Genomic DNA, 18,136 nt, shown 5'->3' on the forward strand with positions numbered 1-18,136 from the left:
AAGAGTAAAATATGTCCAGAATGGACGATTGGTTTAAAAAGTTAACCTTTTATGGAGTGGGGCGATCCACTCCTTTTTTGTAGGATGGATTGGACGGTTTCCTCGTCTCCTTAATCTTTGAATGGATTTTATCTGACTATTCCCAGTAGCTCAAAGAATTTCTGATCATTTGAGACTCTGATTCTTTATCAGACTAACGTTCCAAGACAATCTCGAATAACAGAATTATTTAGCAAGAATGTTTCATTGAGAGAAACGAATGAATCAACACCTAGGAAATGAAAATGCACGTTTAAAAGAGTATAATTACTGTAAAACTAAAGTTAAGAGGTATTACTATGTATAAATTTCTTTTAACTAAATTGGATCAAGATGTCTATGAGCTATTTGCGTATTTTTTTGAACATGCCATTGATCGTGAACTATTGAGTGACCTTGCGGATCATGTGCATTTATCAAAAAGAAGAATCGTTTTAGTTTTTGAGCGTGCAAGAGACTTACAAAAATCATACCCTTTTTTTGAAATCGACATGCGAGAAGGAAGGGAGCTAGCCCTTGATTTTGCGCCTAATTTTTTGTTGTCAAAATTCTATTCGGTTATGTTAGCAGAAAGTATGCCCTTTCAAATTTTAGACAGACTCTTTAGTGATAAATACGTGTCTTTGGAAGAAACCGCCCAACAACATTATGTCAGTAATCGCACGGTTCAAAGAAAGCTCAAGGAAGTAGAAACGATTCTTGAGAATTATAAAATCAAATTGAATTTAAAAAAGAAACCGTTATTTGTAGCGGAAGAATACCGAATTCGTCATTTTTTCCATATCATGTATTGGCAGATCTATGATGCGACGAATGTGCGTTATATTGGATTGTCGAAGCAAAGTGTTCGTGCATTGAAGGAGAAGTTGACAAGTTATCCTAGTTTTTATCGCGGTATCGATCAGGAAAAATTTATCCAACTGCTTGCACTAAGTCTTTATCGTTTTAAAAGAGGTTTTCCGGTAAAAGAGATTCCTCAAGAGATGAAGAAAATGGTCCATCACACGATTTCCTACGAGCAATTCAAAGAAGAGCTCATAAAACCATTGCTAAACGCTAACTTGATTCTAAGTGACGTTCCAGAAACAGAGTTTCTCTTCTTATATTATATGTTTTCTGTGATGACGACGTATTTGCCTGAAGAGATTCCTAGCCAACTAAGAGTTGTTGATCACTTCTCGGAAGGATCAATTGCAACAGCAAGACTGTTTGCAAAAACTGCTCAGAAGATCTTTCTCGTCCCTGAAGGGGAGATCGAGTATCTTTTCGTTAATGCCTTGAACATTCATTCTGTGTCACTCCTCTTTGCGTCGAAAAATAAAATTGATGCTTTTGGAAAAACGACAACGGATAAAGATTATCGCAGAGTCTTTCCCAAAATTTTTCCACTCGTGCAGGAGATGTACCAATCGTTAGCCCAACAATCCCCAATTTTTACTACCATGTATGCTTCCAATAATCGACTGCTTTTTCAATACAGCATGCTTCTTTCAATTGTAGCAAAAATCGATCGAACGACAGTCCGCATCTTTCATGAATCAAAATTTGGAAAAATTCAAGAAATCAGACAAAAAGAACGATTGAAACGCTGGTTTGGCTATACCCTCGCTTTCGTTTCAGAAAAACCAGATTTTGTGGTGACCGATTATCCAGTTGATCGGCAAGCCTTTTTGGACCAAAATCCAAACGTCCAATTTTTTAAGTGGAATAGCTTTCCAACCGGTGACCGGTGGCTGGAACTAATTGAAGCGGTGGAAACATTTCAGAATACCTCCAATAAAAAATACAATGAAAATGATTGATTTACCCAAGATTCAGCAAACAGGCAGTATTCTCAAATCTGAGAGGACTGCCTGTTTTTCTTTATAGCCAGAGGATAGAAATTTGCTGAACAACAGTGTCACACCTTCTATAGCTTGCGAAGTATGTTCGGAGATAAAGGTGATTATGTAAATGAACTGTACTAACTAGAATCAGTATTTATATAACAGGACGTATTTTGTATTTAATCAGTCACATATTGACGCGTTTCCAGCTAAAAACCGTGTGATAATACAGACATACAAAACTGGAATAAATCATTTTACATAAGAATCAACCATTAAAATACAGGAGGTGCTGGAGATGGAGGAACCATTTAAAATCCACACATTGCAAGAATATTTGAACTTTTATATTGAGGAATCTGAACGGCTTTTCAGTAAAGATGAGTATGGAAAAATCAAAGAAAAAATCCATAGAAACTGTTTAGAAATTCGCATGGCGATTCAAGAAATCAATCAAAAAAATTTTTTCGAACAGCTTGCGAAAATCAATACCCTTGAAGCAGAGATTTTGATTATTTTAGAGTGTAGTGAGCTTCGAGGCAGTGACAGTGTTGTGCCTTTTACTGAAGCGGAAATCTTGCAAGTGGCAAAAGAAGACAGCAAGACTTACTTTAAAGAAAGGTGCGGGCTGACATTGATCGCCCCAACCCCTCATTCCTTGCATTTTTCGGTGGAGTAGGAATTTATCAGTTGGAATGTACGGATTGACGCTCAAAGACAAAAAAAGCAATAATATGACCAAGTCAATTAACAGACATGGTTTTTATTATGAAAATAAATAGAAAGGGGAAACAAAACGAATGAAGCGATACGATATCAATGAGGACTGGGCACTTTCAGGTGTGATTGAAGCGGGAAATTTTGTTTTCGTGGGCTATTGCGTGGGGAACATCGGGCAGCCAATAGAGCAACAGATTGTAGGGGCATTGAATCATTTAGAAGAACGTTTGAAATTAGTCGATTTGACATTTGCAAATGTGGTTCAAATGGATGTACTTTTTAAAGATGTGTTTGATATTCCAGTGATGGAGAAGCTCTTAAAAGAAACCTTCCATGGGAAATTTCCGGTTAGAAAATCAATTCAGACAGCTTTCGCTCATTCTGGAGAGGTAGGCATTCTTTTTCAAATCGATGCTATTGCTTTTAAGGAAGATCAGGGAAAGTAAGTTCGTAGAAATCAAAAATGGGCTTCGATGTTTTTGCTTGTTAGCCGTAGGATAAAGGGAGAAGATCAAGAGCGTCTTGGCTGTTTCTATGAATAAGAATGATAAACAAAAGGGGCTGAATATCCAGTCTCTTTTTTTGTATCTCTATATAGCTATTATTTCCTTCGAGTTAATTGGATTGATCGGTTACACCCAAAGTTTTTTACGAGGACTCCGAACGCTTTGTAAACATAGTGTGAACCAGTTCTAGGAAGTAAGTTAAACTATATTTCTTTAATTTGTTCACACTTTCAGAGACACAATCATTCATATTCTTTATTTTCGTTTTATAAAATAGGACTTATTTTGTCATATTCATGACAATTATTGTCGTGTTCGTCCCTGAAAACCATGCAATAATGCAGTCATAAGGAATGAGTCAGCGAACGTATTACATAGATGTAAGAAGTAGTTGTCAATGGGCAGCTTTTTTTAATTGGAGAGAGTGTAGCTGATCTTATTTACTTAATTTGAAAGAGGGAAAAGCAATGAAAAAACCAGCGAAGAAAGAACTTTTATCACGTATTCTGATTAGTTCTTCTGTTTTTATATTAGGCAGCCCATTGATCACGCAAGCAATTATCAGTGTTCCGGCAGCAGCTGAAACGATCAGCACTTCAACGACAGAAGAAGTAACACGTAGTACAAATGAATTCATATCTGAACAACAAGAAGGAATAGTCGAACAAGCTACAGGTGAAGAAACCGTCGATTCAGAAACACAAGTAGTAGAAAGTACAGGGGAACAAGGGGCATCGGAGTCATCACAAGCAAGTGAAGATCAAGTGGAACCATCCACAGAGCAAATGACAGAATCCTCCAGTGAGCCAGAAGCCGCTGAGAGCAGTACAACATCTGATGAGGAGTCGAAAACAAAAGTAGCGGAAGCAGAAAATATCCTTTGGTCAGGTAACTGGGGAACCGCTCCAGCCACATTAGATATTGAAGGGGTTTTGACTGTAGGAGCAGGTACATTGACAACGGCGGTGGACCAAGTGGTTCCTTTAACGGACGAACTTAAGAACATGGTCATAAAAAAAGTTATTCTCACTGCGCCCGTCATTTTGCCAGCCGATGTGGCAGGTTTGTTTGAGAGCTACTCTCACAATGGCACTGTACCCTCTCAATTGAATGAGATTGTTGGGTTGACTTATCTTGATACGAGTCAAGCGACCACGATGAATAGTATGTTTTATGGCTATAGCGGATCTACATTAGATTTATCGAATTTTGATAGCTCCGGTGTTATAAATTCTTTAGGTGCCGGGATGAACGAATTTTTTGGACAGGTACGCTACCTAAGAGAATTAACATTAGGACCAAAATTCAGCTTTGTTGGGTGGAACAATTGGTCAAGCAATCCCTATCCAGTGAACTTAGTTGACCCTAGTGGAATGTATGGTTTTCATTCCAGTTACTATACCGGCTATTGGCAAAATGTAGGGGCTGGCACCATAGATGCGCCATACGGTGAACATATATTAAAATCAGAGGAACTAGTGTTGACCTATGATGGCGCGACGATGGCTGACACCTATGTATGGCAGCCTCGGTTTATTGAAGGAGCACCAGTCACAGTCAATTACCTAGATGAAGAGGGTAATGAATTATTGCCACCTAATGTATTGACTGGCGGAAATATTGGCGATTCAATTGAAGTTGTTCCTGAGGATATTCCTAACTATACATTGAAGGAAGTTCAAGGAGAGGAAAAAATTGTCTTTAGCAATGTTCCGCAAACGGTCACGTATATCTATAGTCCTAAAATAGAAAGTAATGAGGAAAGAAAAATTGTCGCACGAGTCATTCACTATTTGCATGAAGACGGTACAGAAGCTGCTCCAGATAAAGTAGACACAGTTGAATTTACTCGAGAAGTAAGGACGAATCTAGCCACTGGCGAAGAAACGTTTGGTGAATGGCAAGCAAGAGATGATGATACGATATTTGATTTAGTCAAAAGTCCAGAGATAGCCAACTACTATACAGATAGGGAGTTTATCGATGAAGTTATCGATGTAAAGGCCGATTCAGAAGATATTGAAGAATTTGTCATTTACTCGCCAAAGATGGTTGAATCTACGGAGACAAAAGAAGTCAAGCGAATGATCCATTATGTGTATGAAGATGGTAAAGAAGCCGCGCCAGACAATGTCGATACGGTCACCTTTACACGCACAGTGACAACGAATGAAGCAACAGGGAAAAATACCTATGGCGAATGGCAAGCCCAAGATGATGATACGACGTTTGACGAAGTGTTAAGTCCAGAAATTGACAAATACAATGCAGATCAAAAAACGGTTGATAAAGTCACAGATTTGACGGCAGAATCAGAAGATCTCGAAATAACTGTGACTTATTTGCCAAACATGATCGAATCTACGGAGATCAAAGAAGTCAAGCGAATGATCCATTATGTGTATGAAGATGGTAAAGAAGCCGCGCCAGACAGTGTCGACACGGTCACCTTTACACGCACAGTGACAACGAATGAAGCAACAGGTGACAAAACTTTTGGCGAATGGCAAGCGAAAGATGATGACACGAAATTTGACGAAGTGAAGAGTCCTGAGATCAAGAACTATCACGCAGACAAAACAAGCATCGAGGAAGTCACAGGTTTGACAGCAGAAGACAAGGATCGTGAAGTGACTGTTACTTACTCACCAAATATGACCGAGTCAACAGAAACCAAAGAAGTCAAACGAATGATCCATTTTGTATATGAAGACGGCAAAGAAGCCGCCCCAGACAAAGTAGACACGGTTACGTTCACTCGAACGGTCACCACGAACGAAGCAACTGGCAACAAGACCTATGGCGAATGGCAAGCCCAAGATGATGATACGATGTTTGATGAAGTGTTAAGTCCAGAAATTGACAAATACAATGCGGACCAAAAAACGGTTGATAAAGTCACAGGTCTGACTGCAGAATCAGAAGATCGCGAAGTGACTGTCACTTATTCGCCAAATATGATCGAATCTACGGAGACCAAAGAGGTCAAACAAACGGTTCATTATGTGTATGAAGACGGCAAAGAAGCCGCGCCAGATAAAGTAGACACGGTCACGTTCACGCGGACGGTCACCGCCAACGAAGCAACTGGTGACAAGACCTATGGCGAATGGCAAGCCCAAGATGATGATACAACGTTTGACGAAGTGAAAAGTCCTGAAATCAAGAACTATCATGCAGACAAAGCAACAGTAGAAGAAGTTACAGGGCTGACAGAAAAATCAGAAAATCGTGAAGTAACAATCACTTACTCACCAAATATGACCGAAACAACAGAAACCAAAGAAGTCAAGCAAACGATCCATTATATGTATGAAGACGGCAAAGAAGCCGCGCCAGATAAAGTAGACACGGTCACGTTCACGCGGACGGTCACCACCAACGAAGCAACTGGTGACAAGACCTATGGCGAATGGCAAGCCAAAGATGATGATACGACATTTGATGAAGTGAAAAGTCCTATGATTAAGAACTATACCGTCGATAAGGAAACGATCGAAGCAGTTACAGGAGTAGCGGTTGATAATCAAGACATCGAAGTCACCGTTACGTATGTGCCAAAAATGGAAACCGCAACAGAAACTGAGGAAGTCAAGCAAACGATTCATTACGTCTATCAAGATGGTAGCAAAGCGGCGGACGATCATACCGATAAAGTCACGTTCACCCGGGTGATAGCAAAGAATTTGGCAACTGGTGTAGTGACCTATGGCGAATGGAAGGCAAAAGACAACGACACGACTTTTGCTGAAATTTCCAGCCCAATGATTGAATATTGCACACCAGATAATGAGTTGATCGAAGCAATTACGAATATTCAACCCGATGCAAAAGATACCGAGTTGACTGTGATCTACAAAGCAAATACGGAAACGAAAGAGGAAAGTAAAGAGGTTTCGCGGACGATTCATTATGTTTATGAAGATGGTAGCCAAGCGGCAGAAAGTTATACGGAAACCTTAACCTATACACGCACGGAAACAACCAATCTGCTGACTGGTGAAGTCGCATATAGTGACTGGACAGCCACAAATGGTGACACGACATTTGATGAGGTGAAAAGCAAGCAAATTGAGGGCTACACGGCAGACCTGACGACAGTCAAAGAACAAACAGGAATGACTGCAGAAGATGAAGATACGGAGCTGACTGTGACGTATATAAAAAATGCAACAGACTCATCAAAAGAGTCAAGCAACACGCCAAATGATCAGACAAAAACAGATGATAACACACCGTCTACTGATATGAAAATAACGACTAACGTATCAGAAACACCAAGAACAGTCACGAGTGAAAAAAGTCTTCCAAAAACAGGAGAGAAAGAGGAACCCTTCATATTATACGCTGGAGTGACTATGGCGGTATCATCCCTGCTAGCATTTTTCTTAAGACGCTTAAGACAGAAACGAAAATAAGAAATCAGAAAAAACTTTCTTATGAAATGAAATAGAATACTGGCGAAGTAGAAGACTGCTGATAAATTCCCATACTAATCTTGGAAATTTGTCAGCAGTCTTTTCATTATGATTTGAAGCTTGTTCAAGTACTGTCACGCACCAAAAATTCTTACCGCTTCAATGGAAAAACTCCTTCGTTTTCTGAAGAAAATTATGATATGATTTTGTGACAGAGACACGCTATGAAAGATAAAGGGAGGGATGGAACTATGAAGATAAAACAAGTGAGTGAAAACTATGATATCACACCACATACTCTTAGGTACTATGAACAAATTGGTTTGTTATCACCCAACTATACTGAGAATGGGTATCGAGATTACTCATACGAGGATATTGAGCGATTAAATACCATTAGAGACCTGCGTTTTTTTGATGTATCACTTGAGGAAATTAAGAACTACTTGGATACAAAGAATAAAGCGCTGACTAAAGAAATCCTTCATTTCGAGATGGAGCAATTAGAAGATAGAATCCATGCGTTAAAAGAGAAACAAGATTTGTTAAAAGAGCGAATTGACTTGCTTGTCTACGCTGAAAAAAAGCAAAACCATGAAATTGAACGTACATTTTATGAAGAACGGTACCTTGTTTTAAGTCAAGAGAAAGACACAATGGGGAAAGACTTGTACTTTGAACTTAAACGCCTGCACAAACAATTTGAAAAAGAACTGCATGCCAATAATCAAAATGTTTTCGGAACGATTTTACTGTCGCACGAAGACGCATTTAGGCATCAAGTTTTCTATTGTCTGACAAACGATTTGGCAGATGAGAAGGGATTTACAATGCCTGCAGGAGAGTATCTCGCTATTTATTATACGGGCACATATAAGCAGCGCTTAGCTGCTTTAGCAGAACTAAAAAGTTACCTAAAGAAAAATAGACTGGTCGCGAAAGGAAATTTTTATGAGTTCTACTTGATTGATTTTCATGAGACGAATTTACCGGAAGAATACGTGAGTAAAATAGAAATTCTCCTTGATCAACCCGATTAAAACGGAATCGATCAAGGAGAAACGTATCTATTGGTACTTAGTGATTCAGCAAGTTTATCGATAAGATGACTTATGAAATAGAACTGTTCTTATTTCTCTACTTTGGTATCCATTGAGTAGGTGGGAGTAGTTTCCTTTAGAATGACTCGTGTTACGTGCTTTTCAGATTCTACTAATAAGAAAAGTAGAGTTGCTGGGATAACACTGATAAGCAGTTCGGATAAAGTTAAAGAGGTGGTCTGTAAGATACTTTGCAATGGTGAAAAATAGACCATTCCTAATTGGAGAATCGCCATAACAAGTAATGAGTAAATCAAGGCTTTATTCTGCTTGATTTTGTTACTGAAGGCTGAATCCGTGATCTCACGACAGTTGATCATGTAAAAAGCTTGACCGAAAACGATCGCATTGATCAAAACGGTTTGTCTGACAGCTTCGTCGCCGAATGCATTCATCGTTAGAAAGCCGAAGAAGGTCAAGAGTAGGCCGACATAAACGATTCGAAAGAGTGTATATTTGGAAATGATTTTTTCTTTCATATCACGAGGTGCTCGATTCATGATCATTTTGTGAGCTGGTTCAAAACCTAACGCATAGGAGAGTGTAATTGACGCAACTAGATTTAACCAAAGAATCTGCACTGTGCTTAGTGGTAAAGGAAGATTTCCCAACATAGAAACGATCAGCAAAAGCCCCTGGGCCAGACAGGTTGGCAAGTAGAAGAGGATCGTCTTTTTTAAATTATCAAAAATTCGACGGCCTTCTTTGATTGCTTTTGCAATCGTTTCAAAATTATCGTCAATGAGGATCATGTCGGCAGCTTGTTTACTAACATCGCTTCCTTTAATTCCCATGGCGATCCCTACATCTGCTTTTCTAAGTGCGGGTGCGTCATTGACCCCATCACCAGTCATTCCAACGATTTCGCCTTGTTCTTGTAAATAAGTAACAATCATCAGTTTATGCTCAGGTGTCGTTCGGGCAAAAATATTAGTATTTTTTACCACTCTTTGCCACTCATCTGTGGATAAACGATCCAATTCAGTTCCAGTGATTGCCCGTTCAGAATGGTCGATTCCTAATTTTTTGGCAATCGCTTTTGCGGTCGTTGGGTGATCCCCGGTGATCATTACGACTCTGACCCCGGCTTTTTTACAATCTGCTACCGCTTCGATCGCTGATTCTTTTGCTGGATCGATAATGCCAGCTAATCCGATGATTACGAGCTCGTCCATCTCTTCATGAGTCAATTCTGTCGTTGTATCTACATCTTTATAAGCAAATGCGATCACTCGTTGTCCCTCTGAAGCAAAAGCCAAATTGATCTTTTCCCACTGTGCATGATCAAACTCCGCTATCTGCCCATCAATATGTGCAGCAGTCGCTTTATTTAAAACGATATCTGGAGCACCCTTTACAAAAATCCGCTTTTTCCCATTGATCAAATGGCTTGTTGCCATATACTTATATTTTGAGTCAAAAGGTAATGTTTCTAGACTCTTGATCCGCGGTGTGCCAATACGATTGGTCCAACGTAATAAAGCTAATTCTGTTGCATTTCCGGTCACTGGACAGTGGCGATCATCGAAACTCTGTGTTTCTTGACAGTTTTGCATGATTTTTGCTAGCAGTTCATTGTTCGAGGAATCTGCTTGGTCTTCATGGCCAATCACAGTTACCTGTTTATTAGAAAACACATTGGTAAGGGTCATATCGTTTTTGGTCAAAGTACCTGTTTTATCAGAACAGATGACTGTCATTGAGCCAAGTGTTTCGACAGTAGGCAGTCCCTTTACGATCGCATTTTGATCCGACATATTTTTCACGCCGGAAGACAAAATAATCGTCAAAATAGAAGGCAATCCCTCAGGAATAGAAGAAACGATCAAAGCAATGATTGCTGACACGATATACATCGGACTCATGCCATAAATGAAGTAGCTGATCAATCCTAATAAGAAGATAAAGACGCCGATCCCTTTAAAAATAGCATGATTCATTTCGTTCACTTTTTTCAATAAAGGGGTTTCTTTCACTTCAATGGTTGCTAAAGAAGCATTGATTTTACCAATCTCAGTGTCCGAGCCAATTTCAACAACGAGCCCTTTTCCAGTTCCTGACTGTACTTGCGTACCTGAATACGCCATATTGGTTCGTTCAGCAAGTGCTATTTGCCCCTCTAAACGAGCACTTGTTTTTACGACTGCATCAGGCTCTCCAGTCAGAATCGATTCATCGATTTTTAGTTCATTCACGGTTTCCATACGCAAATCAGCAGGAATAACATCACCAGGTGATAAATAAACACGGTCCCCTGGAATCAAATCTTCTGCATCGATTGAAAGACGTCCGTTTTCAGATTCGACTGTCGCCTTTGAACTAAGTAATTTTGAAATGCTAGATAGTGAATCATCTGCTTTTCTCTCTTGGTAGTAACCAATCATTGCGTTTAAAACGACAACGAGTAAAACGATCGCTCCTTCAACTAAACTTCCCGTAATAAATTTTAAAACAGCTGCACCGATCAAGACATACATTAACGCATCGTGGAAGTAAGATAAAAACTTCTTCCATTCGGGTGTCTTTTCTGATGCTTGTAATTTATTTTTCCCGTGTTTTTCTTGATACGCTTTACGTACCTCATTTGTGATAAGCGTCTTACTTGTCGCTGACTGCACCTTTTCAATATCCAAATTATGCCATTGTTTCATTATTTTCCCTCCGTTTTCTTTACATGAATAGCATAAAGGTTAGAGTGACTATAAGGTCAAACGTTTTTTGAAAATATTTTTTACCTATAGGCTAATTGCAAAAAAAATTCTTTAGATGGGCTGAAAATGGCGATTTGGATCCGTGTTTCGTTATAGGAGTCAAGGCGCTTGATTGATGAAGGTACCTACAAAAAGGCTAGCAAAACTATTATCAAATGGCTAAATCAATGTCCGCTGGTAAACTTGATGCCCAAAATACCAACTATTAATAAGACGACGAAAACCCAAGTCAGAAGGGATAGCTGGTCTTTAAAGAACACGACCCCCACAATAATCGATCCCACCGCACCTATCCCTGTCCAAACAGGATAAGCGATACTTAATGGTAGGTTTTTGACCGCTAAAGCCAAGAAGCCAAAACTGAAAAGCATTCCGATGACTGTTGAAATACTATACCAAAAGTGGCTAAACCCGTTGCTCAGTTTCATGGTAGATGCCCATACGACCTCAAAAAATCCTCCTAAAAGTAAATAAATCCATGTCATAATTTATTCTCCTCCTCAAAAAAAAATAAGCATTCAGTAAACTCTTCAAGGACCTAATGAGTTTACCAAACACTTCTATCACCCGGTGGTGTTTTGGATATTCAATTAATGTAACAATAATAAAATCTTAGCTGAAAAGAGGCGGAATGTCAACGATAAGCGAAGTCAACTATCAAGTTTTTTTCAAGAACGAAAGGTAATTTTGTCGTCTAGATAGCCAAGGAAATCAAGGTTCAATCAGTTTGTCTTTGACTAGCCATTAAGTTATTTTTTAGCAAGTAATTAAATAGTTGTAAAAAGATAAGATGTTAGGAATACTAGTTATTAATCATACGTAAAGTTATATTATCATTTCTTAATTTAGATTCTAAGCAAAAGATTCAATTCAAAATTACTATATTTTTCTAATAAATAAAAAAAATAAGCAATTTTGTTTAAAAAAGCTTATACTACTTTTTGACTAATCTTGTAAACTTATATAGGGGAGGGCGTATTTCTATGTTGTCAGAAGAACTATTGATTGATAGGTATCGTTATGAGTGGGTAATTCTTAAATACATAGAGAATTATAAAAATCATTATTGTACAGTTTCAGAATTAAGTACGATTTTGGCTATTTCTAGCTATAAAGTTGAAACTTACATAGATGAATTGAATACGTATTTGAGCTTAATTTCCAAGGATACTGAAATTTATATCAAAAAATCAGGAGAAATTACTTGTGCTAATCTGGATTACGTAACAGTAAAGAAAATAAGAATTAAGTTTATGAGAATTTGTGAACTTTTTAATATTTTGGATAATTTCTTCATTAATGAGATTCCTATGAAAAAGCAAGTTAGTTTGCTTCACAGCAGCCAGACCTCTAGCTATGTGAAGTTTCGCCATTTAAAGTCTTTATTAAATGAAGAAAACATTTTGATTAAAAAGAGCAGAATTATTGGGAATGAGTTAAGCGTACGCAGTATTTTTTTTAGTACTTACTATGAATTATTTAACGGCATTGAAAATCCTTTTCCAAAAGAAATTCGTCAAATGACCGATAGAATTATAAAGCAATTTTCATCACAATATATAGTAACTATCCCCAGAACAAAAGAAATAAAACTAGCAATCTTTATTAGTGTTTGGTTCATTCGAATAAAAAATAAACATTTTATACAAGAGACTTATGTGGACTATGTGAAAAATGATTTTACGAAGTGGTTGAAAAAAGCGATAAACAGTGACTCTTCGATCGACGATGAACAGATAGAGAATGAAATTGGTTATTTTTTGATGTTCTGTCATTTTGAAATCGACAATGAACAATTCGTTACGAAGTTTATGACATTTGATTTGTATCAAGAAGCAGTTAAGTTGACTCAAAAATTTATTTCTATGTTTTTTGACACATTCAGTTATGAAATAAGAGATGATTTTATAGAGAAGGAACTAACAAATATACATATAAAATGGTTAGTTTATCGCTTTAAAAATCAGTCATTCATTATCAAAGGGAAGTTTAATTATTTTCAGGAAACCAATCCAGCAATTGATAAATTTATTCAGGATTTTTTTCGGGAAATAGAAAAATCCACTTTTTTCCAATCTAATTCCGAGAAAAACAAGCTTTATTATGACTATCTTTTCTTATTAGTTACGCAGCTACCCATGGAAGAAATTGAGACACCTTTAAATATCTGTATTGATTTTTCTCATGGGAATAATTACAACAGCTATATAAAAATGATGCTACAGTCATTACAATCGATGAATCTTATCTTTGAAGCCAAAATCAGTAATAATACCAAGTTATTTCTTTCGGACTGTGCTATGGATAAATTGAACTGTGAACAACTTATTTGGAAAAAACCGCCTACATCTAATGATTGGAAGGAACTGGGAGAGTTGCTAGTACAACTAAAGGAGGCAGCTTTTGAAAGATAAATATTTTTCATGGGTAGTTTTGCCCTTTTTTCTAATCAATCAAATGAGTTTCTTGCCTAGCGAACATACGAAAGAAGAAGCACCTGTATATGCGTTTGAAGTAGGTTCCAATGAGAATGAAATCGTCGTTGAGAATGATTCAGAAAAATTAGCGAAATACAGAAAACAAAAGGAAAATTTCCTCTCAATTGAGCAACAATTAACAATGTTAACGGAACAACCTTATTTGCTTTCAAATGATAAACCCATCTATTTAGGAAGAATTTTAGAAAGTATGTCTGGGGGAATTTTATATGGAAGAAAGTACACGGAATATTTGCATAAAAGATAGTAGTTGAAATAGATGAATCTTGTAGCAACGGTATAAAAATGTCAGTATGCAACACATTAATAGTATAGAAAAGGAATCGGTGAATATGAAAAGAAGAATTTCTACTTATTTTAGCCTTTTAGTAATTGTAACATCTATCTTGGTTGCGCCATTACACGCGATTGCTGAAATGAGTATTGGTGAAACCCAAGGTACACAAGCCACAAGTGAGACGAGTGATGTAACAAATAGAACAAGTGAGTCTCAAAGTGAAACATCGACCACCACATCAAGTGGATCGGTAGAATCTACAGATTTACAGAATACAGAGGTACAATCAGATCTTAAATCAGAAACTTTACAGACTTCGGAGAAACAATCAAGAGCGCCAACCATTGCTCCATTTTCAGCAGTTGATGATGTGATCACTTCCTTTAGTATCACGGATAAAAATGGAGCTCCTCTGACGGAAGCTGTTGGACAGTGGGAGACATTTCGAATCAATGGGACGTTTGATCTACCAAATAACCAAGTAAAAGAAGGAGATACGACAACGATCACCTTGCCGCCTGAACTTAGATTTGGTAGTAACGAATCCTTTGAATTAAAAGATTCGAACGGTAACATCGTCGCCAATGCAACCGTTTTGTCAGATTCAAAACAGATTATTCTGACCTATACAGATTATGCAGAAATCCATTCAGATATACATGGCTCTTTTTATTTTTACGCGGGCGTTGATTCAACAATTGTTCAAGAGGAACAGATAATAACGACGACGATTGATGTTGAAGGAACGACCTTTCCAATTGAAATTGATTATGCTGGTATAGATACAACCACATATCCTTTAACGAAATCTGGTTGGTTTACAGACGGAAGTGATCAAACGATTCAATATTATGTTGCAATCAATCGAAGTAGCGGTAACTATCCTGATGCTACGATCACCGATGCGATAAATAGTCAGGCTGTCAATTATGTTCCAGGTTCGTTCATTATTTATAAAGGAAAGTGGCAATTAAATGCTGCTGGAAATGATTGGGAATTAGTAAATCGTGTCAACGTGACTGGAGATTATGAAATCAATATTTCTAGTGATCAACGATCATTCTCAATAGATTTTGGAGATATTGGTAGTGAAGATCAATACGCAATTTACTATAAAGCAGAATTAGCGTATACACCTGTTGATGGAGAGAATATCGTTAATACGGCTGTATTGACATCAAATGACGTAGTGATAAAGGATGGCGTTGCCTATACAAATTACCAAAAAGGAGGAGGCGAAGCCGAAGGATATAATTACACGGTAAGTATTCTTAAAACGAATGAATCAGGGGAAGTTCTTTCTGGTGCACATTTTGAAGTTCTACGTGAGTCAACGGGACAAGTTGTAGGAAAATTGATAACAGATGACGAAGGGCGAGCTTCTATCAATGATCTTCTGAAGGATAATTATACGATAAAGGAAATAAAAGCTCCTGCGGGTTATGAATTATTGGATCAGGTACTAACTGTTACTCCAAGCGACTTTGGCAACGATAAAGAAGTGACGAAAAATGTTGTAAACAAGAAAATAGAAAAACCTGTCGCTTTGACTCTAGAAGCAAGTAAAGAATTGACTGGCAAAGCACTAAGTGCGGATGAATTTCAATTCCAACTGTTGGACGAGCAAGGGGAAGTGCTCCAAACTAAGAGCAATGATGCCAAAGGAAAAATTTACTTTGATGCAATCGTTTATGACCAAGCAGGAACATACAAGTATACGATCCGAGAAGTCGCAGGAACAGATAGCACGATCACCTATGATGACACAGTCTATCATGTAACGGTAAATGTGGAGGATCAATCGGGGCAATTAGTGGCAAGTCCAAGTTATGAAGGCAGTGCTGCTTTTAAAAATAGCTATAATCCCGCAAAAGGAAGTGCGGTTCTAGAAGCAAGCAAAGAACTAACTGGCAAAGCACTAAGTGCAGATGAATTTCAATTCCAGCTGTTGGACGAGCAAGGGGAAGTGCTTCAAACCAAGACCAATGATGCCAATGGGAAAATTTATTTCGATGCGATCGACTATGACCAAGCTGGCACATACAAGTATACGATCCGTGAAGTCGCAGGGACAGATAGCACGATCACCTACGATGACACAGTCTACAATGTAACGGTAAATGTGGAAGATCAATCGGGGCAATTAGTGGCAAGTCCAAGCTATGAAGGCAGTGCTGCTTTTAAAAATAGCTATAATCCCGCAAAAGGGAGTGCGGTTCTAGAAGCAAGCAAAGAACTAACTGGCAAAGCACTAAGTGCAGATGAATTTCAATTCCAGCTGTTGGACGAGCAAGGGGAAGTGCTTCAAACCAAGACCAATGATGCCAATGGGAAAATTTATTTCGATGCGATCGACTATGACCAAGCTGGCACATACAAGTATACGATCCGTGAAGTCGCAGGGACAGATAGCACGATCACCTACGATGACACAGTCTACAATGTAACGGTAAATGTGGAAGATCAATCGGGGCAATTAGTGGCAAGTCCAAGCTATGAAGGCAGTGCTGCTTTTAAAAATAGCTATAATCCCGCAAAAGGGAGTGCGGTTCTAGAAGCAAGCAAAGAACTAACTGGCAAAGCACTAAGTGCAGATGAATTTCAATTCCAGCTGTTGGACGAGCAAGGGGAAGTGCTTCAAACCAAGACCAATGATGCCAATGGGAAAATTTATTTCGATGCGATCGACTATGACCAAGCTGGCACATACAAGTATACGATCCGTGAAGTCGCAGGAACAGATAATACGATCACCTATGATGACACAGTCTATCATGTAACGGTAAATGTGGAGGATCAATCGGGACAATTAGTGGCAAGTCCAAGCTATGAAGGCAGTGCTGCTTTTAAAAATAGCTATAATCCCGCAAAAGGAAGTGCGGTTCTAGAAGCAAGCAAAGAACTAACTAGCAAAGCATTAAGTGCGGATGAATTTCAATTCCAGCTGTTGGACGAGCAAGGGGAAGTGCTTCAAACCAAGAGCAATGATGCCAATGGGAAAATTTATTTCGATGCGATCGACTATGACCAAGCTGGCACATACAAGTATACGATTCGTGAAGTCGCAGGAACAGATAACACGATCACCTATGATGACACAGTCTATCATGTAACCGTAAATGTGGAGGATCAATCGGGGCAATTAGTGGCAAGTCCAAGTTATGAAGGCAGTGCTGCTTTTAAAAATAGCTATAATCCCGCAAAAGGGAGTGCGGTTCTAGAAGCAAGCAAAGAACTAACTGGCAAAGCATTAAGTGCGGATGAATTTCAATTCCAGCTGTTGGACGAGCAAGGGGAAGTGCTTCAAACCAAGAGCAATGATGCCAATGGGAAAATTTATTTCGATGCGATCGACTATGACCAAGCTGGCACATACAAGTATACGATTCGTGAAGTCACAGGAACAGATAACACGATCACCTATGATGACACAGTCTATCATGTAACCGTAAATGTGGAGGATCAATCGGGGCAATTAGTGGCAAGTCCAGCGTATCAAGAATCGATTCTTTTCAAGAATACTTATGTATCACCAAAACTTGGGAAAGTAACTCTGAAAAAAGTAGATAGCGAAACAGGAAAGCTACTGGCAAATGCAGAGTTTGAGTTGCAAGATTCGAAAGGAAATATTGTACAGAAAAAAATAGTTACAAATAAAGATGGAAAAGTTGAGATAAGCAATTTAGACATAGGAGAATATCAGTTAGTTGAAACTAAAGCACCAGATGGGTATCAAATCGATAAAACCCCTATCAAATTTTCAATAAATGATCGTTCAATTAAAGCAACCAGGGAAAAAGAGTTGGAGAAAGAAAATAAAAGGATAAAAAAATCAGATAGTGATGCTCTGCCTAAGACAGGAGAAACTGTAGATCAACGATATATACTCGTTGGATTGTTCTGTATCATTTGTTTCATCTTTTTAATAATACTAAAAAATAAAAAGGTCAAGAAACAGTCTTAATTTTGCTTACTATGAATGAGAAAAAAGAACTATCAAAATAAGATTAGTCATATCAACAAAAGGAGCTGGATTCCCCA

Annotated in this window: 10 protein-coding genes; 8 read left to right on the forward strand and 2 right to left on the reverse strand. The window is 38.2% G+C overall.

Annotated elements, in window-relative coordinates; genetic code table 11:
• The first annotated feature begins 338 nt into the window (after nt 1-338).
• The 5 genes from IGI92_RS03875 to IGI92_RS03895 all read left to right on the forward strand — a co-directional run bounded on the left by IGI92_RS03875 (nt 339) and on the right by IGI92_RS03895 (nt 8,549).
• Nucleotides 339-1,841: a helix-turn-helix domain-containing protein gene (locus IGI92_RS03875; RefSeq protein ID WP_086299162.1), complete on the forward strand. Its 1,503-nt coding sequence runs from the start codon at nt 339-341 to the stop codon at nt 1,839-1,841.
• 322 nt (nt 1,842-2,163) lie between these two features.
• Complete coding sequence (locus tag IGI92_RS03880) at nt 2,164-2,544, forward strand: DUF7006 family protein (RefSeq protein WP_008377151.1); 381 nt, start codon at nt 2,164-2,166, stop codon at nt 2,542-2,544.
• A gap of 121 nt (nt 2,545-2,665) precedes the next feature.
• The gene (locus IGI92_RS03885; protein ID WP_008377153.1) at nt 2,666-3,031 is read left to right on the forward strand and encodes a RidA family protein; all 366 of its coding nucleotides are present in this window, start codon (nt 2,666-2,668) and stop codon (nt 3,029-3,031) included.
• A gap of 527 nt (nt 3,032-3,558) precedes the next feature.
• The gene (locus IGI92_RS03890; protein WP_430608130.1) at nt 3,559-7,509 is read left to right on the forward strand and encodes a mucin-binding protein; all 3,951 of its coding nucleotides are present in this window, start codon (nt 3,559-3,561) and stop codon (nt 7,507-7,509) included.
• Nucleotides 7,510-7,760: 251 nt separating this feature from the next.
• Nucleotides 7,761-8,549, forward strand: a complete 789-nt coding sequence (locus tag IGI92_RS03895; protein WP_430608132.1) for a MerR family transcriptional regulator — start codon at nt 7,761-7,763, stop codon at nt 8,547-8,549.
• Between the two features lie 89 nt (nt 8,550-8,638).
• Here the strand turns inward: IGI92_RS03895 and IGI92_RS03900 are convergent, their stop codons facing one another.
• Both IGI92_RS03900 and IGI92_RS03905 read right to left on the reverse strand, forming a co-directional pair.
• Nucleotides 8,639-11,260, reverse strand: coding sequence for an HAD-IC family P-type ATPase (locus IGI92_RS03900; RefSeq protein WP_196044121.1), 2,622 nt, complete (start codon nt 11,258-11,260; stop codon nt 8,639-8,641).
• 224 nt (nt 11,261-11,484) lie between these two features.
• Nucleotides 11,485-11,805: a DMT family transporter gene (locus tag IGI92_RS03905; protein WP_005237430.1), complete on the reverse strand. Its 321-nt coding sequence runs from the start codon at nt 11,803-11,805 to the stop codon at nt 11,485-11,487.
• A 498-nt stretch (nt 11,806-12,303) separates the two neighbouring features.
• On the opposite strand from IGI92_RS03905, the gene IGI92_RS03910 reads away from it, so the two are divergent.
• The 3 genes from IGI92_RS03910 (at nt 12,304) to IGI92_RS03920 (ending at nt 18,059) form a co-directional block, all read left to right on the forward strand.
• Nucleotides 12,304-13,734, forward strand: a complete 1,431-nt coding sequence (locus IGI92_RS03910) for a helix-turn-helix domain-containing protein (RefSeq protein ID WP_196044122.1) — start codon at nt 12,304-12,306, stop codon at nt 13,732-13,734.
• A complete protein-coding gene (locus IGI92_RS03915) occupies nt 13,724-14,065 on the forward strand; it encodes a hypothetical protein (RefSeq protein ID WP_016619463.1) in 342 nt (113 codons plus the stop codon). Before IGI92_RS03910 ends, IGI92_RS03915 begins: the two co-directional genes overlap by 11 nt.
• An 85-nt stretch (nt 14,066-14,150) precedes the next feature.
• Complete coding sequence (locus tag IGI92_RS03920; protein WP_430608133.1) at nt 14,151-18,059, forward strand: Spy0128 family protein; 3,909 nt, start codon at nt 14,151-14,153, stop codon at nt 18,057-18,059.
• The last annotated feature ends 77 nt before the right edge of the window (nt 18,060-18,136 follow it).

This window comes from Enterococcus sp. DIV2379 (assembly GCF_050542965.1).
GTDB classification, from domain to species: Bacteria; Bacillota; Bacilli; order Lactobacillales; family Enterococcaceae; genus Enterococcus_D; species Enterococcus_D entomosocium.

Coding starts and splice junctions, on each gene's coding strand:
- IGI92_RS03875 (WP_086299162.1), top strand. CDS start 339: ATGTATAAATTTCTTTTAACTAAATTGGATCAAGATGTCTATGAGCTA.
- IGI92_RS03880 (WP_008377151.1), top strand. CDS start 2,164: ATGGAGGAACCATTTAAAATCCACACATTGCAAGAATATTTGAACTTT.
- IGI92_RS03885 (WP_008377153.1), top strand. CDS start 2,666: ATGAAGCGATACGATATCAATGAGGACTGGGCACTTTCAGGTGTGATT.
- IGI92_RS03890 (WP_430608130.1), top strand. CDS start 3,559: ATGAAAAAACCAGCGAAGAAAGAACTTTTATCACGTATTCTGATTAGT.
- IGI92_RS03895 (WP_430608132.1), top strand. CDS start 7,761: ATGAAGATAAAACAAGTGAGTGAAAACTATGATATCACACCACATACT.
- IGI92_RS03900 (WP_196044121.1), bottom strand. CDS start 11,260: ATGAAACAATGGCATAATTTGGATATTGAAAAGGTGCAGTCAGCGACA.
- IGI92_RS03905 (WP_005237430.1), bottom strand. CDS start 11,805: ATGACATGGATTTATTTACTTTTAGGAGGATTTTTTGAGGTCGTATGG.
- IGI92_RS03910 (WP_196044122.1), top strand. CDS start 12,304: ATGTTGTCAGAAGAACTATTGATTGATAGGTATCGTTATGAGTGGGTA.
- IGI92_RS03920 (WP_430608133.1), top strand. CDS start 14,151: ATGAAAAGAAGAATTTCTACTTATTTTAGCCTTTTAGTAATTGTAACA.